Origin of the sequence: Nonomuraea sp. NPDC050202, assembly GCF_040656115.1 — a bacterium.
Lineage (GTDB): Bacteria > Actinomycetota > Actinomycetes > Streptosporangiales > Streptosporangiaceae > Nonomuraea.
Genome location: NZ_JBFALF010000053.1, coordinates 1 through 22661, shown reverse-complemented (window position 1 = coordinate 22661; position 22661 = coordinate 1). Strand labels below are relative to the sequence as shown.

19 protein-coding genes are annotated in these 22661 nt (G+C 72.3%); 11 read left to right on the top strand and 8 right to left on the bottom strand.

The genetic code is table 11. The annotated features are described in order from the left end of the window. The first annotated feature begins 34 nt into the window (after positions 1–34). Together AB0I79_RS57620 and AB0I79_RS57615 are read left to right on the top strand one after the other, a co-directional pair. A complete protein-coding gene (locus AB0I79_RS57620) occupies positions 35–247 on the top strand; it encodes a DUF2530 domain-containing protein (protein WP_357893562.1) in 213 nt (70 codons plus the stop codon). A 111-nt stretch (positions 248–358) separates the two neighbouring features. After that, the gene (locus tag AB0I79_RS57615) at positions 359–1816 is read left to right on the top strand and encodes an alpha/beta hydrolase (protein WP_357893560.1); all 1458 of its coding nucleotides are present in this window, start codon (positions 359–361) and stop codon (positions 1814–1816) included. A gap of 54 nt (positions 1817–1870) precedes the next feature. Here AB0I79_RS57615 and AB0I79_RS57610 read toward each other — a convergent pair whose 3' ends face one another. Both AB0I79_RS57610 and AB0I79_RS57605 read right to left on the bottom strand, forming a co-directional pair. Continuing rightward, positions 1871–4906: a hypothetical protein gene (locus AB0I79_RS57610; protein ID WP_357893558.1), complete on the bottom strand. Its 3036-nt coding sequence runs from the start codon at positions 4904–4906 to the stop codon at positions 1871–1873. 66 nt (positions 4907–4972) lie between these two features. Continuing rightward, positions 4973–5773: a DUF3027 domain-containing protein gene (locus tag AB0I79_RS57605; protein ID WP_357893556.1), complete on the bottom strand. Its 801-nt coding sequence runs from the start codon at positions 5771–5773 to the stop codon at positions 4973–4975. Between the two features lie 114 nt (positions 5774–5887). Here AB0I79_RS57605 and AB0I79_RS57600 point away from each other — a divergent pair, with 114 nt between their 5' ends. Continuing rightward, the gene (locus AB0I79_RS57600; RefSeq protein ID WP_357893554.1) at positions 5888–7633 is read left to right on the top strand and encodes an MFS transporter; all 1746 of its coding nucleotides are present in this window, start codon (positions 5888–5890) and stop codon (positions 7631–7633) included. 41 nt (positions 7634–7674) lie between these two features. On the opposite strand, the gene AB0I79_RS57595 is transcribed toward AB0I79_RS57600, so the two are convergent. Both AB0I79_RS57595 and AB0I79_RS57590 read right to left on the bottom strand, forming a co-directional pair. Beyond that, a complete protein-coding gene (locus AB0I79_RS57595) occupies positions 7675–8070 on the bottom strand; it encodes a cold-shock protein (protein ID WP_101789277.1) in 396 nt (131 codons plus the stop codon). Between the two features lie 93 nt (positions 8071–8163). Further along, positions 8164–8781 carry an HAD family hydrolase gene (locus AB0I79_RS57590; RefSeq protein ID WP_357893632.1) on the bottom strand — a complete coding sequence of 206 codons (618 nt, stop codon included), beginning with the start codon at positions 8779–8781 and terminating at the stop codon, positions 8164–8166. 104 nt (positions 8782–8885) lie between these two features. Between AB0I79_RS57590 and AB0I79_RS57585 the strand changes: the two genes are divergently transcribed. After that, positions 8886–9272 (top strand): hypothetical protein, encoded by a 387-nt coding sequence (locus tag AB0I79_RS57585; protein WP_357893552.1) that lies wholly within the window; start codon positions 8886–8888, stop codon positions 9270–9272. A gap of 85 nt (positions 9273–9357) precedes the next feature. Next, positions 9358–9975 (top strand): TetR/AcrR family transcriptional regulator, encoded by a 618-nt coding sequence (locus tag AB0I79_RS57580; RefSeq protein WP_185100404.1) that lies wholly within the window; start codon positions 9358–9360, stop codon positions 9973–9975. Here AB0I79_RS57580 and AB0I79_RS57575 read toward each other — a convergent pair. Continuing rightward, positions 9968–10903 (bottom strand): hypothetical protein, encoded by a 936-nt coding sequence (locus tag AB0I79_RS57575; RefSeq protein ID WP_357893550.1) that lies wholly within the window; start codon positions 10901–10903, stop codon positions 9968–9970. The two genes, AB0I79_RS57580 and AB0I79_RS57575, sit on opposite strands and share 8 nt — an antisense overlap. A gap of 45 nt (positions 10904–10948) precedes the next feature. Here AB0I79_RS57575 and AB0I79_RS57570 point away from each other — a divergent pair, with 45 nt between their 5' ends. Next, the gene (locus AB0I79_RS57570) at positions 10949–13321 is read left to right on the top strand and encodes a helicase C-terminal domain-containing protein (RefSeq protein ID WP_357893548.1); all 2373 of its coding nucleotides are present in this window, start codon (positions 10949–10951) and stop codon (positions 13319–13321) included. Positions 13322–13383: 62 nt separating this feature from the next. Here the strand turns inward: AB0I79_RS57570 and AB0I79_RS57565 are convergent, their stop codons facing one another. Then, entirely contained in the window at positions 13384–14736 is a 1353-nt protein-coding gene (locus tag AB0I79_RS57565) for a hypothetical protein (RefSeq protein WP_357893546.1), read from the bottom strand. Between the two features lie 306 nt (positions 14737–15042). Here AB0I79_RS57565 and AB0I79_RS57560 point away from each other — a divergent pair, with 306 nt between their 5' ends. The 3 genes from AB0I79_RS57560 to AB0I79_RS57550 all read left to right on the top strand — a co-directional run bounded on the left by AB0I79_RS57560 (position 15043) and on the right by AB0I79_RS57550 (position 18732). Continuing rightward, positions 15043–16521 (top strand): AMP-binding protein, encoded by a 1479-nt coding sequence (locus tag AB0I79_RS57560; protein ID WP_357893544.1) that lies wholly within the window; start codon positions 15043–15045, stop codon positions 16519–16521. A gap of 88 nt (positions 16522–16609) precedes the next feature. Beyond that, entirely contained in the window at positions 16610–16960 is a 351-nt protein-coding gene (locus AB0I79_RS57555; protein ID WP_357893542.1) for a hypothetical protein, read from the top strand. Positions 16961–17085: 125 nt separating this feature from the next. Continuing rightward, positions 17086–18732, top strand: a complete 1647-nt coding sequence (locus AB0I79_RS57550; RefSeq protein WP_357893540.1) for a DNA repair helicase XPB — start codon at positions 17086–17088, stop codon at positions 18730–18732. A gap of 203 nt (positions 18733–18935) precedes the next feature. On the opposite strand, the gene AB0I79_RS57545 is transcribed toward AB0I79_RS57550, so the two are convergent. Next, complete coding sequence (locus AB0I79_RS57545; protein WP_357893538.1) at positions 18936–19262, bottom strand: hypothetical protein; 327 nt, start codon at positions 19260–19262, stop codon at positions 18936–18938. Positions 19263–19391: 129 nt separating this feature from the next. Here AB0I79_RS57545 and AB0I79_RS57540 point away from each other — a divergent pair, with 129 nt between their 5' ends. Together AB0I79_RS57540 and AB0I79_RS57535 are read left to right on the top strand one after the other, a co-directional pair. Then, entirely contained in the window at positions 19392–21392 is a 2001-nt protein-coding gene (locus tag AB0I79_RS57540; protein ID WP_357893536.1) for an AAA family ATPase, read from the top strand. A 64-nt stretch (positions 21393–21456) separates the two neighbouring features. Next, entirely contained in the window at positions 21457–21987 is a 531-nt protein-coding gene (locus AB0I79_RS57535) for a YbhB/YbcL family Raf kinase inhibitor-like protein (RefSeq protein ID WP_357893534.1), read from the top strand. 62 nt (positions 21988–22049) lie between these two features. Here AB0I79_RS57535 and AB0I79_RS57530 read toward each other — a convergent pair whose 3' ends face one another. After that, positions 22050–22373 (bottom strand): hypothetical protein, encoded by a 324-nt coding sequence (locus tag AB0I79_RS57530; protein ID WP_357893532.1) that lies wholly within the window; start codon positions 22371–22373, stop codon positions 22050–22052. Positions 22374–22661 lie beyond the last annotated feature (288 nt).

Sequence of the window (22661 nt, the reverse complement as noted above, 5' to 3'; positions counted from 1 at the left end):
GATCGAGACCCGATTGGAAGCTAGGCTGGACAACGTGAAGCAGCAGTGGCACCCCGACCCCGAGCCGATCAAGACCAACGACACGGCCGCCATCGCCGTCGGCACGGCCGCCTGGGCGGTCGCCTTCGTCGCTCTGCTGATCTTCCGCCCCGCCCCCGAGAACACCTGGTGGATCTGGACCTGCTTGACGGGCGTGGGCTTCGGCTTCTTCGGCATCTGGTTCGTCCGGAGGCCCAGGCGGGGCTGACCCCCGCGCGGGAGGTGACATTCGTCATCTCCCGCTGTTCCCCGAAGTCACCTCTAAGTGGTGTTTCCGCCCACTACATCGGCATATGCCCGCCAACCCATGCTTGTTTGCATGAAGAAGCCCCTCGCAACCTTCCTCCTGGGCGCCGTGGTACTCACCTCCTGCAGCACTTCAGCACCGTCCGCCAAGAGCGGCACGTCGGGCACGGTGGCGTGGAGCACGTGCACCGACCTCGTCGGCCCCGACGGCAAGCAGCTCACCCCAGGCCCGGGCGTCGAGTGCGGCAAGCTTCCGGTCCCCCTGGACCACACCGAGCCCGACGGGGAGAAGATCGACCTCGCGCTCATCCGGGTCAAGGCCACCGGCGACCGTCTCGGCTCGCTGGTGTTCAACTTCGGCGGCCCCGGCGCGTCGGGCGTGGACTCGCTGGCCATGTCCGCCGCCGCGTTCAGCAAGCTCGGTACCCGCTACGACCTGGTCAGCTTCGACCCGCGCGGCGTCGACCGCAGCGCCGGCGTCACGTGCGGCAACGAGTACGCCGAGATGCTGGCTTCTGACGCGGACGCCGACCAGGACGCGCTGGCCAAGGAGTTCGTCCAGGCCTGCCGGCAGGAGTCGGGCAAGGTGCTGCCGCACGTGGGCACCGTCAACGCCGCCAAGGACCTCGACCTGCTCAGGGCCGCGCTCGGCGACGAGCAACTCAACTACCTCGGCTTCTCGTACGGCACCCACCTCGGCGCCGTCTACGCCACGCACTTCCCCAAGAACGTCGGCCGCTTCGTCCTGGACAGCGCCTTCGACCCCTCGGTCACCTACGAGGAGCGCGCCGTCATCCAGGCGACGGGCTTCGACCAGGCGCTGGAGGCGTTCGCCGAGGACTGCGTGGCGCAGAGCTGCGAGCTGGGCGCCACCCCCGCCGCCGTCGTCAAGAAGGTCGAGGACTTCGTCGAGGGACTCAAGACCAGGCCGATCAAGGTGGGTGACCGCGAGCTCACGTTCTGGCTGGGCCAGCTCGCCGTCATCACCCCGCTGTACGCCAAGCAGAGCTGGCCCGTGCTGGAGCAGGCGACCGCCGCCGCGCTCAAGGGCAACGCCACCATCCTGCTCGCCCTGGCCGACTCCTACACCGGCCGCCGTGCCGACGGCACGTACAACACGATGATGACCAGCCTGCAGGCGATCAACTGCGCGGACTACGCCGAGCGCCCGACCTCCGCGCAGATGGCGAAGATCAACGAGCGGGTGAAGGAGATCTTCCCGGTGCTGTCCTTCGACGGGCTCACCAGCGGGGCGTGCGAGTACTGGCCGGTGCGCGGGGACGACGCGGCCAAGCGCATCGACGCCACCGGCTCGGCGCCCATCGTGGTCATCGGCGGCAAGGGCGACCCGGCCACGCCGTTCCAGTGGGCCACGAGCCTGACGGAGAAGCTCAGGACGGGTGTCCTGGTCACCTACGAGGGCGAGGGGCACGGCGCCTACCTGACCGGCGACGGCTGCGTCATGAAGACCGTGGACGCGTACCTGATCGATGGCAAGGTGCCGGCCGCGGGCAGCACCTGCGGCGCCTGATCGCGATCCTGATCCGGGGAGGGCCTGCGGCGGCGCCTCCCCGGCGTGCCCGCGTCAGGACAGGTCGGCCTCGGCCAGCAGCAGCGGCACCGCCTCCGGGTCGCGCAGCAACGCGGCCACCGCGAGCCGGTCGTTCCACTGCCCGGTCGCCCAGGCCAGCCCCCTGGCCAGCCCGTCGACCCCGGTGCAGTGCACGGCGCCCTCGAAGAAGCGCCAGGCGCACTCCACGCCGTCCACCAGCAGCTTCTCGTGCTCGACGTACGTCTGCGGCGCGGTGGGCAGCAGCGAGCGCACCTCGGCGGGCACCTGCCGCGTCACCCCCTCCGAGGTGACCGCGCCCGAGGCGAGCTCGCCGGCGAGCGGCAGGTCGAGCAGCTCCGACAGGGCCTCGGCCAGGTCGTACGGGGCCAGCACCAGCGGCCGATCGGTGACGAGCTGCAGCAGGTCGGGCGCCTCCACCACCACGGCGTCCTCGGCGGAGGCCACCACGATCTCCCCGCGGAGGACCGCCCGCAAGTTCGAAGGCGGCGCCACCCGCGACGGGTCCACGGCCGCCAGCGCGATCCACAGCGCCCGGAGCTGGGCCCGGTCGACCTCGATCGACTCGTCGGCCATCAGGTCGAGCAGCTCCTCGGGGCCGCCGTGCGAGGCCAGCAGCTCCGGCAGCGTCGTGCGGACGCCGATCATCGACAGCGCCGCCTCGTCGAGCCCAGCCGGGGCGTCGGAATACAGGCCCTGCAGCAGCGGGTCGGCCCCGGGCAGCCGCAGCTCCAGCGGCTTGCGCCCGTCCAGCACCGGATGGTTGGCCAGCCACCACGCCGTGTAGGACGGCACCTCCACGCCCTCGACGCGCAGCGGGTGCAGCGCGGCCCGCAGCGGCGGCGTGGTCAGCAGCTCCAGCGCGGCCGGCCAGTCGGCCACCAGCTCCAGGTCACGCACCGCGAGGAACTCGGGCACCAGCGGCGGCACGTCCAGCTCGGGCAGCAGGTCGAGCACGTGGTCGAGCCAGTCGGCCTCGCCGTCGAGGTCGTGGTCGCACTCGTCGGGGTCGAGCAGCACGTCGGGCTCGTGCACCACGGCGAACCCGTCGAGCACCCCCGCCGCGGCCAGCACGCGCGGCCCGTAGGTCTCCTCCAGCTCGGCCGCGGCCACCCCGAGATGCGTGTCGGACTCCAGGACCGCCGCCAGCGCCCCGTCGGCCAGCATGAGCTCGCCGGCCGGGTAGAGCTCGCCGTCGGTGCCACGCAGCGCCAGCTCGGCCAGCCACGGCGCCTCGCCGGGCGCCAGCCCGGACGCCTCCACCAGCGACAGCACGGCCCTGGCCACCGGCTCGGGGTCGGGGCTGTCGAGCGACTGGGCGACGGCGGCCTTGGTCAGCGGGTCGTCCAGCACCGTGCGGGGCGAGGCCTCGGCGGCGCCCAGCCGCAGCAGCGCCGGGTGCGCCGCCTCCGGGTGCACGATGCGCAGCCCGAGGGGCGTCAGGTCGAGCTCGGCGCCGCCGTCGGCCAGGATGAGCGTGCCGCGCGGCCCGCGCACCAGCCGGCCGTCGGCCAGCGGCACCGGCAGCGCGCCCAGCGACTCGGGGTCGTCGGCCGGCAGCACCTCGTACAGCGAGCGCCACCACGACGGCTCGCGCGCCTCCACGGCCTCGCCCGACAGCAGGTCGACGATGTCGGACAGCTCCACCCTGCGCACCCCGAGCGCGGCCATGGCCGGATGGCGGGCGGGCCAGCCGGCGGGCAGCAGCCCCGGCACGAACTCGGCGACGGCGGTGAGCAGCCCGGGCGAGGCGGAGGCCACGACGGCCGCCTCGCGGCCCGTCACCACCCAGCCGTCGCCGTCGGGCTCGGGCGCAGGGTGCTCGACCTGCCACTGCGCGTCGGGCTCGTAGACCTTCTCCTCGGCGAACGACGGCGTCTGCACGGCCGGCGCGGGCGCCGACAGCGCGGGCAGCAGCGGCGTGCCGGGCAGCCGCGCCAGCACGGCCCGGCGGATGCGGGCGTCGAGCTCACCCTTGCCCATGAGGGAGGGCACGAGGTCGAGCAGCTTGGACGTGCGCGGCAGCTCGCGCAGCAGCCGCACGTAGGCGTCGGCGACCCGCTCGACCAGGAAGTCGGCCAGCGGGCCCTTGGCCACGTGGCGCCGGTCGGTGGCCATCGGGAACGAGGCGATCAGCAGCGCGGGCAGGTCGATGGGCTCGTCGCTGGGCGTCGGGGCGTGCACCACGGGCGGCACGGCGGCGGGCAGCGGGCCCGGCTCGCCGGTGCCGGTGACCGGCACCGCCCAGCGCAGCGACCAGTAAGGACGGGCGCGCTCCTCGGTGGGCCGGTCGGCGAAGAGCCTGCCCACCTCCTCGGGCGTGAACTCGCCGGACTCCGACACGACGTGCCAGCCGTCGGCCACCACCGTGCGCACGGAGCCGTCGACGTCGATCTCGATGCTCTCCAGCGCGGGCATGCCGAGCAGCAACGCCGGGCTGGCCTCGGCCAGCATCCGCCGCACGACCTCGACGCTCGCCTGGTCGCGCAGCGGCAGCCGGACCACCGTGTCGAAGCCCTCGGGGATGTCGATCATCGGCGGCTCGTCGAAGGGCAGCCGCAGCAGCGGCACGTGCCCGCGGCGCTCGGCCAGCTCGCCCGCGAGCGCGGGGATCTCGGCGACCAGGGCCGCGGTCTCCGTGCGGGACCAGCGCACGGCGGGGGCGCCGCGCGAGCCGATGGAGGGCGCGTCGCAGACGGACACCACCGCCGCGAACCCGACCCCGAACCGGCCCGCCGCGCCCGCCTCGTCACGCTTGCCCGAGGCGCGCAGCGTGGACAGGCTCTCCACGCCGGTGGCGTCGAGCGGGGCGCCGGTGTTGGCGGCCGTCAGCACCTCGCCGCGCAGCGTCAGCCGCAGCACCCCTGGCACGCCCGCCCGCAGCGCCGCGTCGGCGGCGTTCTGCGCCAGCTCGACGATCAGCCGATCGCGGTAACCGCCGAGCGCGAAGTCCTCCTCCGCGTTGGCGTCTTCGCGGAACCGGGCGGGCGAGGCCGTCCACGCCGAGAGGACGGCTGCGCGCATCCGGTCAGTGCCGTAGGTGTCGCTCATCGATCACGATCCTGGTTGGAGGGTAGGGGGCCACCGTAGGTTAGCGGCCTTCACCGACACTCTCGGTCAGGAATGGCCGAGCTCCTCGGAAGCCGACTCGTCCACCGAACCTGCTTCCTCCTCCATGAGGTCGTAACCCAGATCGTCGAGGATCGGGATGGCCTGCTCCACGGGCGGGGGCAGCACGGCGGCCTCCGAGTGGGCGCCGCAGCCGTGGTCGGCGGCCACGACCCTGCCGTCGTCGGGGGCGTACTCGTTAGCGCAGACCCCGAACATCCGCCGCAAGCCACCCGCCAGCGGCCAGTAGAAGCCGCAGGTGGAACATTGCGCGGGAGCGGCGTGTGCGATCGGCGTATGCGGCCCGTGCTCGCCCGAGTGCCAGCGTCTGGCCGCCCGGTCCTTGCCGATGGCCGAGAGCACACGGGCTCGGCCCAGGCCGTACTCGAAAACCGCCTGATGGTCGGCGTCGTCGTCGGTCTCGGTGAAACCCGGCGCGAGCCTGTCGTCATCGTCCGCGGTCGGCAGCAGGTCGCCCACGCCCAGGTCGCCGGGGCGCAGGCGCTCGCTCCACGGCAGCCACTCGGGCGCGAGCAGCGCCCCGGAGCCGGGCAGCAGGACGGCCTCGCTGACCGTGACCTTCTTCGCGCGGGAGGCACGCGTGACCGTGACAGCCCAGCGCCAGCCGCGGTAGGCCCGATCCAGGCAGGCGAAGTAGTGGGTGACGATCCGGTCGCCTTCGCTCTCGTAACCGAGGTGCTCGCCGGGCTCGCCCGGCCGCGCTAGCTCCTCGGCCGCGGCGCGCGCCAGATCGACCGCGGCGACACAGGCCTGGTCGGGAGCGGAGACGCGGGCCCTGGTGCGGCTCATCGGGCCGCCTTCGCCGAAAGGTGCTGTTCGCTCACACTTCATTCTCACCCATCACGGGACCTGCGGGGGCCCACACGGCTGAGATCGGGCCAGGATCGGGTAAGACTGGTAGTCGTGGAGGGAGGCTGGGAGCGGGCACGCCACATCTCCCGGCGCGTGGCGCGTGGCGCCGCGGACGCCGGTCGTGCGACCGCGCGCGCGACCAGAGCCACGGCGAGCGGCACCGCGCGGGCGGGCAAGGCCACCGCCAGGGGCGCGCGGAAGGTCGGCAAGGCCACGCGCAGGCTCACGTACGCGGGCGGCGCGGGCCGCACCGGGCTCGGCCGGCTGATCGAGCTGTCGGCCGGCAACAGCGCCTGCGACGCGCTCGTCACGGTGGCGCTGGCCAGCACCGTGTTCTTCGGCGTGCCGGTGGGCGAGGCGCGCGGCTCGGTCGCTCTCTACCTCGTCATCACGATGTTGCCGTTCGCGCTGCTCGCGCCGTTCGTGGGGCCGATACTCGACCGGTTCAGGTCGGGCCGGCGCTACGTGATGGCGGGCACGCTGTTCGGGCGCGGCCTGCTGTGCTTCGCCATGGCGGCGGCCGTGGGCCCCGGCGACCTGCCGACGCTGTTCATCGGGGCGCTGGGCGTGCTGGTGCTGTCGAAGGCCTACAACGTGTCGCGGGCGGCGATCATGCCGAGCGTGCTGCCCGCCGATATCACGCTGGTGTCGGCGAACGCGCGGGTGGCGCTGTTCACGCTGGTCTCGGCCGGGGTGGCGGTGCCGGTCGGCGCGGGCCTGACCGCGTGGCTGGGCAGCGCGATGATCCTGCGCGTCGCCATGGTGGGCTTCCTGCTGCTCGGCGTCGTCGCGGTACGCCTGCCGCGCCACATCGACTCCCCCGACACGGAGGAGGAGGGCGCCGCCCCCCGCTGGCGCACCCTGCTGAAGGTGGGGCCCGCGGTGGCCGAGGCGGTCTGGGCGAACGTGGCCATCCGCGTCTTCTCCGGGTTCCTGCTGTTCTTCCTGCTGTTCCTGGTGCAGGACGAGGCGGTGCCGTGGCTGGCCGCCGCGGAGCCGTGGGCGCGCGACCCGTTCTTCGACATCCCCAAGACGATCGCGCTGCTCGCGGGCGCGGCCGGGCTGGGCGGCCTGGCGGGCGCCGCGGTGGCGAACTGGACGCGCAACCACGCGCCTCAGCTCATCGTGCTGGCCACGCTGGCCATGACCGTGGTGACCGCCATCGTCACCGCCGTCTTCTTCGGGGTGTGGACGGCGCTGGCGATCTCGCTGGTCGCGGCCTTCTCGCAGGAGCTGGGCAAGCTGGCGCTCGACGCGATCGTGCAGCGGGAGATCGGCGAGGAGGTGCGCTCGTCCACCTTCGGCGTGGTGGAGGCGGTGTTGCAGCTCGCCTGGGTGTTCGGCGGGCTGGTGGGGCTGGTGCTCTCGCTCACCGGGAGCAGCCTGGCGGGGCTGGTGACGCTGTCGGTCGCGCTGACCGCGGCGCTGGGGTGGCTGCTGATCTCCCGGCGGAAGCGGGTCCGCGCGACCAAGGCCGAGCTGCGCCGCCGGCGTGCCGAGGCCGCCGGCCCGGCCGAGGCGGCCACGGCCCACGCCGAGCCCGGCACCCGCGGCGAGACCGCCACGTACGACTCGGCCTCCGTCAACGGCTCGGCCCCCGCCGACGGCCCGGCCGCCGCGTACGACTCGGCCACCGTCAACGGCTCGGCCGCCGCCCACGATTCGGCCTCCGCCTACGACGAGCCCACCCCGTACGACGAGACCCTGCCCTACGACGAGCCGCGGGGCGGCGAGGAGCCGCCGCCGCGGAAGGAGAAGCTCGACTCCACCAAGCCCCTCACCAACCCGAACGGCTGACCCGCCCGGGGAGGGCGGGCCGCTGGGATATCGCGAGGAGGTCAGGCGTCGAGGTCGTCGGCGACCGCCCGGAGCACCTGGGCGATCTTCTTGGCGTGCGCCGCGTCCGGGTGCTTGCCCCGCTGGTACGAGGTCGAGACCCCGTCGAGCAACTTGATCAGATCCTCGACGATGACCACCATCTCGTCCGGCTTCTTCCGCTTGCCCTTCGGCTTGGTCTTGGCCAGCGTCGGCGGCTGCTCCAGGATCCTGACGGAGAGCGCCTGCTGGCCCCTGCGGCCCTCGGCCACGCCGAACTCGACCTTCTGGCCGGGCTTGAGCGGGCCTGCGCCGGCGGGCAGCGCGGATGAATGCACGAAGACCTCACCGCCGTCGTCGCGGGTGAGGAAGCCGAAACCCTTGTCGGCGTCGTACCACTTGACCTTGCCACTCGGCACAGGAGGACCTCGTTCAAACAGTCGAAAAGAAGGATGGATGGATGTAGGTTATGCCCCGCGAAGCACCGAGGCGACCGGGTAAATGGGGGACAATTACCGAAGCGCATCATGCTCGCGCCAACCGGCGAACCAGGCGGCGAATTCGGTCAGGTCGCCCAGTGCCACATCTGCTCCGTGATCACGCAGCTCTCCCACTGTGTAAGGGCCGGTCGCGACTGTCACGCTCACGGCGCCGCCCGCGCGTGCCGCCTGGATGTCCGCGACATGGTCACCAACATAAGCCGCCGCGCCGAAGCGCGCGAGTGCCGATCCCTTGTCGGCGCCGAAAACCGAGCCGACCACTTCGTCCACGTCGAGCCCGAGAACCTTGACCGTGCCCCTGGCGTCGCGGACGTTCTTGCCCGTCACCACGATGACCCCGCCACCGGCCCGGCGCACGGCCTCGATGGCCTCGTGCGCGCCGGCCATGGCCGTGTGCACCGGAACCCCCATTTCCGGATATATCTCTCGATAGAGGTCGGCGGCGGCCGGCACCTCCTCCGAGGGCAGCCAGTTGGCCAGCTCCACCTCCAGCGGCGGCCCCAACCGGCTCACGATCGCCGCGCTGTCAAATGGCACGCCCAATCGCACAGCCAGCTCGTCGTAAACGGCCGCGATCCCCGCCCGCGTGTCGGCCAATGTCATGTCAAGGTCGAATCCCACCGAAGTCATCACAGGTTGCAGGATGCCAAACGACCCCCTGCCCCGCGTAACGGCCCTTGTTCCGCGGCAAGAGAAATGGGAAGAAAGGAGTTACTTATCGGAGAGGAGCGGCCTTGACCGACACCCCTGAGCCCGGCGACCGGCTCGTCGCCTCCTCCGCTCCGCCCCGCCCCCACCGCCCGGCCCGCCCCGGAGGGCGCCAGGTGACGGTCAGGCAGCGCGTCGCCACGACGCTGGCCGGCCTGGTACGGCTGGCCTCCAGGGTGGCCGCGCTGGCCCTGCTGCTCCACGCGCTCTTCACGGTCTTCCGGGCCAATCCGGGCAACCTGTGGTACCAGCTCGTCGAACTGCTGGCGACGTGGCTGTCACTGGGCCTGGCCAACCTCTTCCAGCTCGCCGACCCGCGCTGGACGGCGCTGGTCAACTACGGGCTCGCCGCGATCGTCTGGCTGATCGCCGGCTCCGCGCTGGCGGGCCTGATCCGGCGCGCGGGCGCCTGAGTGCAAAGTCCGATCTTCGCAGCGTGCCGCCTGAACCGCGGCCCGCGGAAGCGATTACTCTCCTTACGGAGGTATCAGCGTAGATATGAGTAGATCGACCCGTGAGCGGATCATCGATGAGTCCCTGCGGCTGTTCGCCGAGCGGGGTTACTCCGCCACTTCCGTGGCCGAGATCGAGGCCGCCTCAGGGCTGTCTCCCGGCGCCGGTGGGCTCTACCGGCACTTCAAGTCCAAGTACGAGGTGCTGGCCGCCGCCATCAACGAGCACGCCAGCCGTACGCGGCTCCAGGTGGCCGAGAGCCTGGCCGCGCTGAGCACCATGGAGGCGTCGGTCGACCTGGAGGAGCGCCTGTCCCACGTGTGCCGCGCCGGCCTGGCCAAGGTGCGCGAGGAGTCGGAGCTGACCCGCGTCTTCTTCCGCGACCTGAGCCAGTTCCCCGAGCTGGTCGCGGTGGTGCGCGAGGGGCTGATGCAGCCGATGTTCGACGCCATCGTGACCTGGTTCCAGGCGCAGCCCGAGTACCGCGACGTCAAGCTCGACTGGCCCGGCATCGCGACCGTGCTCGGCGGCTCCGTGGTGCACTACCGGCTGTTCCAGGAGACCGTGGGCGAGCTGCCGGGGCACGCGGAGAAGGACCAGTTCGTGGCCGCCTGGGTACGCCTGGCGGTCGGCCTGCTGCCCAGCCCGGCGCCGGTCAGTTGACGTCGAGCAGGCGGTAGGCCAGCCAGACCACGCCCACACCCGTGCCGATCATGAACATCGTGCCGCTGACGTCGAAGAACTGCTGGACGAACGCCTGCATCCCGGCCTCGATGCCCACCCGCAGGCCGCCGATGACCACCCCGCCCACCGAGTAACCCAGCAGCGGCGCGCCGATCCCGAGGAACTTGTCGCGCAGGCCCCAGCTCTCGCTGAACAGCACCAGCGCCGCGCCCACCGCCCACACCACCAGGGGCACCTCGAAGATCGCCAGCGGCGGCAGGTCGACCGGCACCAGCAGCGCCGCCACCACCAGGATCACGATGGCCGACACGTCGCGGGGCTGCTCCTTGACGATGGTCCTGGCGTCCCTGCCGCCGGTGGCCATCGGGTTGGCGCTGGACATGGCCGCCCTGCGCAGCCCCGCGAACGGCATCCCGAGGCCCTGCCGCTGCGTGCCGAGCCGCTCCTGCGCGACCCTCCGGTACGTGCGGACGCCGGGCGGCGCGTCACGGTCGTCCACGATGGCGGGGAACCTCCGCGTACCCGCCGGGCCCTCCGGCTCCGCGTCCACGACCGTCCCGCCGGGAACAGCCGCCCCGCCGCCGGTCGACCCGGCACCGGCCGAGCCACCCGCGCCCGGCGCGCCCGGGGCGGCCGACGCGCCCAGCGGGGTCAGGTCTCGCTTGGTGGGGACCCCCTGCTCGGCCAGCCTCCTGGCCTCGCGCTCGACCAGGGCGGCCGGATCGCCGAACCGCGCCAGCACCTTCGCCACCTCGCGCGCGCTCTGGCTGCCGCGCCGCTCGGCCTCGATCCTGGCCCGCAGCCGCTTAGCGAAGTCGAGCCGCTGGTCGGCCCTGAGCACGCCGTGGGCGGCGTCGGCCGCCTTCGAGACGTAGTTCAGCACCAGCTGGTCCGCGCGCTCTATCACGTCTAGCAATGCTGCCCCAATCAGGGGGGACATACCATGGCAACGATGGAGTTCACGGAGTGGATCAGGGGGCGCACCGACGAACAGCTACGGGCGCTCGTCTCCGCGCGTCCCGAGCTGATCACTCCGGTGCCCGCGCATCTGGAGGGTCTCGCCTCGCGGGCCGCCAGTCCTTCGGCGATCGGCAGGGTGCTGGACCGGCTCGACCGGTTCACGCTGGCGGTCGTGGAGACGCTGGCGGTGCGCGACGAGCCGATCGCGAAGGACGCGCTGCACGACCTCATCGGCAGGGCGCTGGGGTCCGGCGACCCCACGCACCCGCGAGCGGCCGAAGGCGGCGAGCCAGGGGATCCGGAGCCCGCGCTGTCCGCCGCGCTCGACAGGCTGCGCGACCTCGCGCTGGTCTACGGGCCCGACGACGCGCTGGAGCTGGGCCCCGGCGTACGCAAGGTGCTCGACGACCCGGCCGGGCTCGGCCCGAGGGCGGCCGAGGCGTTCCGGCACCACGCGCCCGAGCAGCTCGACGAGATGGCCGACGACATCGCCCCCGGCACTGCGGGCTCCGGCAAGGAGCGCCTGGCGGCGGCGCTGGCCGAGCCGGCCGCGCTCGTCGCGTCCGTCTCGCCCGAGGCGAGGGGCGCGCTCGACCAGCTCGTCTGGGGCCCGCCGACCGGCCGCGTGCCCAACGCCAGGCGTGAGGTGCGGATCGAGTCGGCCCGCTCCCCCATCGAGGAGCTGCTCGCCCGCGGCCTGCTGGCCGCCACGGGCGAGGAGAGCGTGACGCTGCCCCGCGAGGTCGGCCTCTTCCTGCGTGGCGGCCGGGTGCACCGCGACCTGCTGGCCGTGCCGCCGCCGCTGCACGGCGCCACGCGCGACCCGTCCCTGGCCGACCGTACGGCGGCGGGGCAGGCGTTCTCGTTCGTCAGGGCCGTCGAGGAGCTGTGCGAGCGGTGGAGCGTCGAGCCGCCGGGCGTGCTGCGTACCGGCGGGCTCGGCGTGCGCGACCTGAAGCGCGCGGCGGGCGAGCTGGACCTGCCGGAGTGGGTGACGGCGCTGGTGGTCGAGGTGGCGCACGCGGCCGGGCTGATCGCCGCCGGCGGCGGCGTGGACGGCGAGTGGCTGCCGACCTCCGGCTACGACCTGTGGCGGGTCAGGTCCACCGCCGACCGGTGGACGGCGCTGGCGGCCACGTGGCTGCACATGGACCGGGTGCCCGGCCTGGTCGGCGAGCGCGACGACCGCGACAGGCCGCTCAACGCCCTGCACACCGACCTGCGCCGTTCCTCCGCGCCGGGCGTCAGGGCGGCCACGCTGGGCGTGCTCGCCGCGGCGCCGGGCCTGGCGCCCGACCGCGACTCCGTACTGGAACGGCTGGCGTGGGAGCAGCCGCGCCGCCGCGGCCCGCTGCGCGAGCAGCTCGTCGACTTCACGCTGCGGGAGGCCGAGCAGGTCGGCGTGACAGGGCTGGGCGCGCTGTCGGGGCACGGGCGAGCGCTGGTCGAAGGCGGCGGGGCGGCCGAAATGCTGGCGCCGCTGCTGCCGGAGCCCGTCGATCACGTGCTGCTGCAGGCCGATCTCACGGCCGTCGCGCCCGGGCCGCTCACGAGCGAGCTCAACCGCTGGATGACGCTCACCGCCGACGTCGAGTCCAAGGGCGGGGCCACGGTCTACCGGTTCAGCGAGAGCTCGATCCGGCGGGCGCTCGACGCGGGCCACGGCGGCGAGGAGCTGGTGGCGATGCTGGCCCGGCACTCGGCCACGCCGGTGCCGCAGGCGCTGTCGTACCTGGTGACCGACGTGGCCAGGCGGCACGGGCGGATCCGGGTGGGCACCGCGAGCGCCTACATCCGCTGCGACGACCCCGCGCTGCTCGACCAGATCACCGCCGACCGCCGCTCGGCCGCGCTGCGGCTGCGCCGGCTCGCGCCCACCGTCATCGCCTCCCGCTCGTCCAGGGCGGCGCTGGTCGACTCGTTGCGGGCCATGGGGTACGCGCCGGTCGCCGAGTCGCTCGACGGCGACGTGATCATCTCGCAGCTCGAGAGCCGGCGCACCGAGGGGGTGGCCCCCGCCCGCGCCGTGGCCTCGCCCAACGGCCTCGACCCCGAGGTCGCGGTGGCGGCCGTACGCGCGCTGCGGGCCGGCGACGCCGCCCACCTGGCCCGGCGGGAGCCGGTGGACGCCCCGGGCGGCCAGGTGCCGCGCGGGCCCGCCACGGCCACGATCTCGGCGCTGCAGGAGGCGATCAAGCAGGGCGTGCGGGTGTGGATCGGCTACCTCGACTCCCAGGGCAACGCGACCTCACGCATCCTGGAGCCGGCGCGGATGGAGGGCGGATACCTGACCGCCTACGACGAGACGCGAGCGGCCGTGCACCGCTTCGCCCTGCACCGCATCACCGGCGTCGCGGGCCTCTGAAAGCGGCAGAACCGCCCGCGTCACCAGCGTGGGGCGCCTCTGAAGCGGCAGAACCGCCCGCGTCACCGGCGTCGCAGGGCTCTGAGTGACTGGGCCGCCACCGGCGCCGCCGGGCCGCCCAGCGACTCCAGGCGGCGCAGCAGCCGGGCGCAGTCGCCGGGGTAGCGCACGGACAGCCCGGCGCCCAGCGCCACGGCCGCCGTCGTCGCCCTGATGTCCGCCGGGTCGGCGGCCCAGCCCAGCGCGATCCCGAGCGCCTCGGGGGCGAGGCTGTCGTCGGCGCACATGTACGACAGCACGTTGGCCGCCGCCACCCGCTCGGCCGCGCTCCCCTGGGCCCAGACCTCCAGGAACTCCTGCCGGACCTCCTTCATCGAGTGCCGGGCCAGCAGCGCCACGCCTGCCGCCGCCCGTACCTGGACGGCCGGCCCCTGCCCCGGCAGCGACCTGACCCACTCGCGCAGCGGCTGCCACAGCCAGAACCCGTACCGGCCGGCCAGCTCGCCGAGCACCCGCGTGCGCTGGTGCGCCGCCCGGAAGCCGACGAGGCCGTCCTCGACGCCGATCAGCGGGCCGGTGAGCGGGCGGCTTCCGATCTCGCGGCAGCGCCGTTCGAGCCGGGAGAGCTGCTCGTCGAAGGCGGGCTCGGCCAGCCGGTGCGTGAACGCCAGCGCCGCCACGGCGAGCACCTCGCGCATGGGCGGCTTGGTGTCGAGCCAGGCCGCCACCTCCTCACCGGCGGGCTCGCCGCCGGGCGCGAGGCGCGAGGCGAGACGGACGACCTCGGCGGGCGTCGGCAGCGTCAGCGCCACCTCCCTGGCCCGGGTCAGCTCCTCGGCGGACAGCCCGGCACGCAGGTCGTACGTGCTCAGGCACAGCTCGAACAGCTCCCCGGGCTCGGGCGCGGCCCACGCGTGCTCCACCTCGACCGCCTGTGACGGCCCGCCGCTCCTGGTGATCACCAGGTACGAGCCCAGCTCGGCCAGCTTGCGCGCCAGGTTGACCAGCTCGGTGCGGTCGGTGCTGGCCACGATCCAGTCATGCAGCAGGTACGCCCGGCCGGGCTCGTACTCGGTGCCGGTCAGCAGGTCGTACGCGTCGGCGGCCGGCGACAGCACGGTGATCGTGCTCTCGGCCAGCGACATGCGCGACAGCAGCGCCAGCGCCCCCAGGCGCCGCCCCGTCTCCTGCTCGCCGACGAGAACCAGCAGGTGGCGGCCGGCCAGGCGGCGCACCGCGTCGGGGAAGCAGCCAGGCTCCAGGTACGAGCGGAGCAGCGTGTCGGCCTCCCTTCTGGTCAGGTCTCGGGTGGCCGGGCCGGCCACGGCGCGGAGGTGCTCGGTGACGGCCATGAGGCTCCCCGTGAGCGTCATGTTGTGGAGCTCGATCTCGCCCGGTTCAGGCGTTTCGGTCACGAAGCCACCTCGGAAGTTAACTGGAAACTTTTCTACAGGAATTATGGCAAGACAACGAGTTTCTTCGTTTTATTCACCAGCGTTACCGAGCGTCACCACCCGGCTGCTGAACTGCGAAGACAGGCGGCCAGGACTGGCCTGCGATCCTCGGCACCCCACCTTTACACGATTTGAACCATCATGAAAACACGAATGGCGACAGAGGAAGCTTTATGCCTGTTTACGGGCTACAAGAACACCCTCCACAAGGACCAGTCAAGGGGGCGAGGCTTGACTGGGCCTGCTCGCAAGCATCAGGTTGTGCATGTGACCGAGCAAACGCTGGGCAGGCTGGCGGAGGAGTCGTGGAGCCGGTTCGACGACCACGACTCGGTGTACTACGAAGGCGTCTGGCACCGCAGCCACGCGCTCGCCGAACGGGCGCGCCGGATGTGCGGCGGCTTCGCCGAGGCAGGCATCCGGCCGGGCGACCGGGTGGCCGTCATGATGGCCAACTCCCCCGAGGTGCCGATCGTCTACCAGGCCCTGTGGGCGGCGGGCGCGGTGGTGACGCCTGTGGTGTTCCTGGTGGGGCCGGAGGAGCTGCGCCACCTCCTGCTCGACAGCGGCGCGAGCGCGATCGTCACCTCGCCCGAGCTGGCGGACCACGTACGCGCCGCGAACGTCGACATCCCCGTCCACATGGACACGGCGGAGCTGGAGCGGGCGGCCGAACGCGGCCCCGTCTCCCGCGACCCCGACGACCTGGCCGCGCTCCTCTACACCGGCGGCACGACCGGCAGGGCCAAGGGGGTCATGCTCAGCCACCACGGCCTGTGGCACGTGGCCAAGGACGCCTTCGAGCTGTCCCACCAGAAGGGCAAGAACCGCGCGCTGGTGCCCGTGCCGCTGTCGCACTCGTACGGGCTGATCATCACGATCGCCTCGCTGCACGCCACCGAGCCGCAGCAGGCGGTGCTGATGCGCTGGTTCGAGCCGCGGGCGTTCCTGGAGCTGGCGGCCGAGCAGCGCGTGCACTACGCCACCGTGGTCCCCTCCATGATCCACCTCCTGCTCGCCGAGCCGCTGGAGCAGCACCCGCTGCCCGACCTGGCCTACCTCACCTGCGGCGCGGCGCCGCTCGGCAGGCAGACGCTGGAGGAGTTCGAGCGCAGGGTGCCGGGCGTGCAGATCCTGGAGGGTTACGGCCTGACCGAGACCAGCGCGGTCACCACGTTCAACCCGCCGGGCAGGCGGCGGGCCGGCAGCGTCGGCCTCCCGCTGGCCGGCTACACGATCACCATCCGCGACGGCGACGGCGAGACGATGGAGACGGGGGACGTCGGCGAGATCTGCGTCTCCGGCGACTCGCTGATGCTCGGCTACTGGGGCGAGCACCAGCCCGATCCCGAGGGGACCGCGCTGGTCGGCAAGGAGTTGCGGACCGGCGACATCGGGTGCGTGGACGACGACGGCTACCTGTACATCGTGGACAGGAAGAAGGACCTGATCATCCGCGGCGGCTTCAACGTGTTCCCGCGCGACGTCGAGGACGCCCTCAACCGGCACCCCGACGTCGTGGCGTCGGGCGTCGTGGGCCGGCCCGACCCTCGCACCGGGGAGGAGGTCGTCGCGTTCGTGCAGCTCAGGCCCGATGCTACGGTGACGGCCGAGGAGCTGATCGAGTGGGCCCGCGAGCGGGTGGGGCGGGTGAAGTACCCGCGCGAGGTGCGCTTCGTCGACTCCGTGCCGCTGACGAGCGTGCTCAAGCTCGACCGCAAGGCGCTGCGGAGCCGGCTCGGCTGAGCCCTCCCTGTGGATCTAGGGTGATCTCGTGCTCTCGGTCAGACGCGTGTCAATTCCGTGATAAGTGTTGACCTGTCTGGAGGTGAACATGAGTCAGGGTGACCCGTCGGGATATCCGTACCAGCCATATGGCGCGCCCTACGGCGAGCAGCCGCCCCCGCCGTACGGCTACGGCTATCCGCCTCCCCCGCGCAGCAACGGGCCGAGCGCCAACGCGATCGTCTCTCTCGTGCTCAACCTCTTCGCGCTGGTCTCCTGCTGCAACGTCCTGGGCATCCCCGGCGCGATCCTGGCCGGCCTGGCCATCAGCAAGTCCAGCACGCAGCCGGAGACGGCGCGCACCATGGTCATCTGGAGCTGGGTGCTGTTCGGGCTGGGCTTCGTGCTCACCATCGGCACGTTCGTCGCCCTCGGGGTCAGCGGCGCCTTCGACGAGTGACCCGGCGATCCTGAGGACTAATCCTGGCCCTGCCGTTGTTGGAGACTCGGAGCGGGGGAGCCGGGATCAGGAGACGATGGTCCTGTTGCGCCAGGCCCCCGTCCGAAACCCCACGGAGATAGCCAGTGAGCGATGGACCGCTGATCGTCCAGTCGGACAAGACGCTGCTGCTCGAGGTCGACCACGAGCGGGCCGACGCCTGCCGTAAGGCGATCGCGCCGTTCGCCGAGCTGGAGCGCGCGCCTGAACACGTGCACACCTACCGCGTCACCCCGCTGGCGCTGTGGAACGCGCGCGCCGCCGGGCACGACGCCGAGCAGGTCATCGACGCGCTCATCAGCTACAGCCGCTACCCGGTGCCGCACGCGCTGCTGGTGGACATCGCCGAGACGATGGCCCGCTACGGGCGGCTGCGGCTGGAGAAGGACCCGGTCCACGGCCTGATCCTGACCTCCACCGACCGGGCCGTGCTCGAAGAGGTGCTGCGCTCGAGGAAGATCCAGCCGATGCTGGGCGAGCGGGTCGGCGACGACACGGTGGTCGTGCACCCCAGCGACCGGGGCAACGTCAAGCAGGCCCTGCTCAAGCTGGGCTGGCCGGCCGAGGATCTGGCCGGGTACGTCGACGGCGAGGCCCACCCGATCACGCTGTGCGAGGACGGCTGGGAGCTGCGGACGTACCAGCGGGAGGCGGCCGAGGCGTTCTGGAACGGCGGCTCCGGCGTGGTCGTGCTGCCCTGCGGCGCCGGCAAGACCATCGTCGGCGCGGCCGCCATGGCCCAGGCCCAGGCCACCACGCTCATCCTGGTCACGAACACGGTCTCGGCCCACCAGTGGAAGACCGAGCTGCTCAAGCGCACGTCGCTGACCGAGGACGAGATCGGCGAGTACTCCGGCACCAAGAAGGAGATCCGCCCGGTCACCATCGCCACCTACCAGGTGATGACCACCCGGCGCAAAGGCGTCTACAGCCACCTGGAGCTCTTCGACGCCCGCGACTGGGGGCTGATCGTCTACGACGAGGTGCACCTGCTGCCCGCGCCGATCTTCCGGATGACCGCCGACCTGCAGGCCCGCAGGCGTGTCGGGCTGACCGCGACGCTGGTGCGCGAGGACGGGCGCGAGGGCGACGTGTTCTCGCTGATCGGCCCCAAGCGGTACGACGCGCCCTGGAAGGAGATGGAGAACCAGGGCTGGATCGCGCCGGCCGACTGCGTCGAGGTCCGCGTGACGCTGACGGACGAGGAGCGGCTGGCGTACGCGATGGCCGAGTCCGAGGAGCGTTACCGCTTCTGTGCCACCACGCCGTCCAAGACGCAGGTGACCGAGGCCCTGGTCCGCCGCCACCTGGGCGAGCAGGTGCTGGTCATCGGCCAGTACATCGACCAGCTCGACGAGCTCGGCGAGCACCTGAACGCCCCGGTCATCAAGGGCGAGACCAGGGTGAAGGAGCGCGAGCGGCTCTACCAGGCCTTCCGCGACAAGGAGATCCAGGTGCTGGTGGTGTCGAAGGTGGCCAACTTCTCCATCGACCTGCCGGAGGCGACGGTCGCGATCCAGGTGTCGGGCACGTTCGGCTCGCGCCAGGAGGAGGCGCAGCGGCTGGGGCGGGTGCTGCGGCCCAAGTCCGACGGCGGGGGCGCCCGGTTCTACACGGTGGTCAGCCGCGACACGGTGGACCAGGAGTTCGCGGCGCACCGGCAGCGGTTCCTGGCCGAGCAGGGGTACGCGTACCAGATCATCGACGCCGACGACGTGCTGGGCGGGGTGTGACGGTGGTGATGCCCGGCCGCTCGTCCTGAGCGGCCAGGCATTCTGCGTGGCGTCACGTCCACGAGACTCCGCGGGCCGACATTCGAACCACCCCCCTCACCTGCGTACTATCACGCCGCCTGCGACATACCCTCATGATCCGGCAAACGCACCTGATATGCCCGAATTTTTCGGTATTCCCAGGTTCGTTACAGCTTGCGAGGTCAGCGCACCAGCAGGCCCCCCAGGAAGAGCACGCCCTCCGCCACGATCCAGGCCAGCACCCCGGCGCCCATCAGGCGCGCGAACGCCCGCGAGTCCTGCCTCGACCACGGCAGCAGCCAGGCGGCCACCGTGCAGCAGGCGGCCAGCACGGCGAACAGCCCCGACACGGTGGAGACCGTGCCGAGCCGCTGCGAGCACGCGGTGGCGGCCTCGCCGCCCGCGCAGAACGCCTCCAGCCCCCACCCCGCGAACACCGACAGTCCCCACAACGCCGCGAGCAGGAAGCTCGCGATCGTGGGGATGATCGGCGAGAAACGGAGCTGCACCCGCGCCACCTCCTGTCCCTACCCCACCCCTCGCCGGTAAATGCTTTGGAAGCACGCGGAAGTCGCCACTAGACTGGCCGATTCGCTGCCTTTGACCACCTCCGTTTCGAACCAGGGAGGCGCTTTCGCATGCCCACCCACAAGCTGGCCCCGGACATACCCACCGACGTGCTGGCCGCCGAGCAGGCACACCTCGCCGAGTCCAGGGCCGCACTCAAGGCCATGCGCGCCCACGCGCAGTCGCTGTCCGCCGACGCGGCGGGCGACTGGGTGTCGCAGCAGATCCTCCAGTCGCTGCTCGACCAGCGCGTGGCCGCACTGGCCGACCACCCCGACACCCCGCTGTTCTTCGGCCGCCTCGACCGAGCCGCAGGTGACGACCTGCCCGGCACGATCTACGTCGGCCGCCGCCACGTGCACGACGGCGGCAGCAAGCCGCTGGTCATCGACTGGCGGGCGCCGGTCTCCCGGGCGTTCTACCAGGCCAGCCCCGCCGACCCGATGGGCATCGTACGCCGCCGCCGCTTCGGCTACCACGGCGGCGAGCTCACCGCGTTCGAGGACGAGCCGCTCGGCGAGGGCGGCGAGATCGGCCCCTCGAAGATCCTCACCGAGGAGATCGAGCGCCCGCGCACCGGCCCCATGCGCGACATCGTGGCCACCATCCAGCCCGACCAGGACGAGATCGTCCGCTCCACCCTGACCCAGACCGTGTGCGTCCAGGGCGCGCCGGGCACCGGGAAGACCGCCGTCGGCCTGCACCGCGCGGCCTACCTGCTGTTCACCCACCGCGAGCGGCTGGCCAGGTCCGGCGTCATGATCGTCGGCCCCAACCGGGCCTTCCTGTCCTACATCTCCTCCGTGCTCCCCGCCCTCGGCGAGGTCAAGGTCGACCAGACCACGGTGGCGGGCCTGCTCGGCGAGCACTCGGCGCCCGAGGACCCGCTCGTCGCGGCCGTGAAGGGCGACGCCAGGATGGCGGTGGTGCTCGAACGCGCCCTCTGGATGCACATCGTGAAACCGTCGGAAGGCGTGGTGTTCACCAAGGGCGCCTACCGCTACCGGGTGGCCGACTACGAGGTGCGCGAGATCGTGGCCTCCCTGCGCGGCACCACCCGCTACAACCCCGGCCGGGCCGCGCTGGCGCAGCGCCTGGCCCACATGGTGCTGGTCAGGATGGAGCAGCGCGGCGAGTCGCCCGACGACCGGGTGCAGGACGCGGTGGCCAGGTCGAAGCCGGTCAAGCAGCTCGTGGACGCGGTGTGGCCCAAGCTGACGCCCGAGCAGGTGCTGTACCGGCTGCTGTCGGACCCCGAGTTCCTCGCCAAGGCCGCCAAGGGCGATCTGTCGGCCGAGGAGCAGGAGACGCTGGTCTGGCGCAAGCCGTACCGGAGCTGGAAGTCCGCGAAGTGGTCGGCGGCGGACGCCGCGCTCCTCGACGAGCTGCGCGACCTCATGGAGCGCACGCCCTCGCTCGGCCACCTCGTCGTGGACGAGGCCCAGGACCTGTCCGAGATGCAGCTCAGGGCGCTGGGCCGGCGCTGCCGCAACGGCTCGGCCACCGTGCTCGGCGACCTCGCCCAGGGCACCACGCCCTGGTCGACCAGCTCGTGGGAGTCGGTGCTTGAGCACCTCGGGCAGCGCGAGGGCGAGGTGACGGAGCTGACGCTCGGCTTCCGCGTGCCCCGCGAGGTCCTCGACTACGCCGCCCGCCTGCTCCCCTCCATCGCCCCCGACCTGGCCGCCCCGCGCTCGCTGCGCCCCGGCGCCGGCTCGCTCACCGTCCGGCAGGGACTCGCGGTGGCGCAGGCCGCCGAGGAGGCGCTCGCCAAGGAGGGCTCCATCGGCGTCATCGTGCCCGACGCGCTGGTCGGGGAGGTCTCCGCGGCGCTGGCGAGCCTGCCGCACGCCGTGCTCGACCCCGACTCCACCGAGGAGCACCGCCTCCTGATCGTCCCGGCCACGCTGGCCAAGGGTCTGGAGTACGACCACGTCATCGTCGTCGAGCCGGCGGACATCGTCTCGGCCGAGCCGCGCGGGCTGGCCCGGCTGTACGTCGTGCTGACCCGAGCCGTGACCTCCTTGACGGTCCTGCACGAGAAGGCTCTGCCGGCACAGCTCGTGGCATGACGGACGCGGGCACGGCCGCTTCTAGGATGGTTGAGCAAGCAGCTACTCACTCCAGGAGGATGCCGTGCCCGCACCCCTTCCCCACGAGTTCCTGCCGCCGGTGCCCGCGCTCGCGGTCGAGAGCGACGACATCCAGGACGGCCGGACGCTCGCAGATCTCCACGTCTTCAACGACTGGGGCATGAGCGGCCAGAACCAGTCTCCCCACCTACGCTGGTCCGGCGCCCCCGAGGGCACCCGCGGCTACGCCGTCACCTGCTACGACCCCGACGCCCCCACGGGCAGCGGCTTCTGGCACTGGGTCCTGTTCGACCTGCCTGCCTCGGTGACGGAGCTGCCCGCGGGCGCGGGCACGGCCCCCGACTTCAAGGGCCTGCCCGACGGCGCGGTCCACGCCCGCAACGACTACGGCACCAAGGCGTACGGCGGCGCGGCCCCGCCCCCCGGAGACCCGCACCGCTACGTGTTCACGGTGCACGCGCTGGGCGTGGACAAGCTCGGGGTGGACAGCGACGCCAGCCCGGCCGTGGTGGGCTTCAACATCACCGCCAACACCTTGGCCCGGGGCCACGTCACCGCCCTCTACGGCGTCTGAGCCGCTCGTCGCCGGGTGCCTGACCGGCACCCGGGCCTCAGCCCTCCGGTGCGGGCGCCGGATCAGCCCTCCGGTGCGGGCGCCGGGCAGCCCATGAGCCGTGGCAGCACGTCGCTGACGATCGGGATGCGGAGATCGGGCTCGGACGTGCAGAGGGGGAACCACAGCTCGCGCGGGAGCACGACGTCGCGCATCGGCTCGCCGATGAGGCGCACCTGGGGCCCCTCGTCATCGGCGTACACGTGCAACCAGGCCTTCGTGTCGGCCTCGACCTCCCCGGCCGCCGTGATGCCCGCGTCGTCGCCGGCGTGCGCGGGAGCGGCCATGGTGGTGGCGGCCATGGTCAGGGCGGTGATACCGAGAATTCTCCTGCTGCGGAAATGCACTGTTTGCTCCTTCGGTCGAGGTGTAAACGCCACCACCTTCCCTCACTCCAGGTAACTGATCAATTGTGAAACGTAATAGCACCTAAACAAAACAAGAGCGACCCGGGAAAAAACCCGGGCCGCTCTTCGTCCGCGCGGCGAGAAAAAGACCTAGAAGTCCATGTCGCCGCCGCCCGGCATGGCCGGGGCAGCGGGGGTCTTCTCGGGCTTCTCGGCGATGACGGCCTCGGTCGTCAGGAAGAGCGCCGCGATGGAGGCGGCGTTCTGCAGCGCCGAGCGCGTCACCTT

Excerpts from the sequence above, each read along its gene's own strand:
- AB0I79_RS57570 (WP_357893548.1), top strand. The coding sequence starts at position 10,949 with ATGGAGTTCACGGAGTGGATCAGGGGGCGCACCGACGAACAGCTACGG.
- AB0I79_RS57590 (WP_357893632.1), bottom strand. The coding sequence starts at position 8,781 with ATGACTTCGGTGGGATTCGACCTTGACATGACATTGGCCGACACGCGG.
- AB0I79_RS57605 (WP_357893556.1), bottom strand. The coding sequence starts at position 5,773 with ATGAGCCGCACCAGGGCCCGCGTCTCCGCTCCCGACCAGGCCTGTGTC.
- AB0I79_RS57555 (WP_357893542.1), top strand. The coding sequence starts at position 16,610 with ATGAGTCAGGGTGACCCGTCGGGATATCCGTACCAGCCATATGGCGCG.
- AB0I79_RS57615 (WP_357893560.1), top strand. The coding sequence starts at position 359 with ATGAAGAAGCCCCTCGCAACCTTCCTCCTGGGCGCCGTGGTACTCACC.
- AB0I79_RS57610 (WP_357893558.1), bottom strand. The coding sequence starts at position 4,906 with ATGAGCGACACCTACGGCACTGACCGGATGCGCGCAGCCGTCCTCTCG.
- AB0I79_RS57540 (WP_357893536.1), top strand. The coding sequence starts at position 19,392 with ATGCCCACCCACAAGCTGGCCCCGGACATACCCACCGACGTGCTGGCC.
- AB0I79_RS57580 (WP_185100404.1), top strand. The coding sequence starts at position 9,358 with ATGAGTAGATCGACCCGTGAGCGGATCATCGATGAGTCCCTGCGGCTG.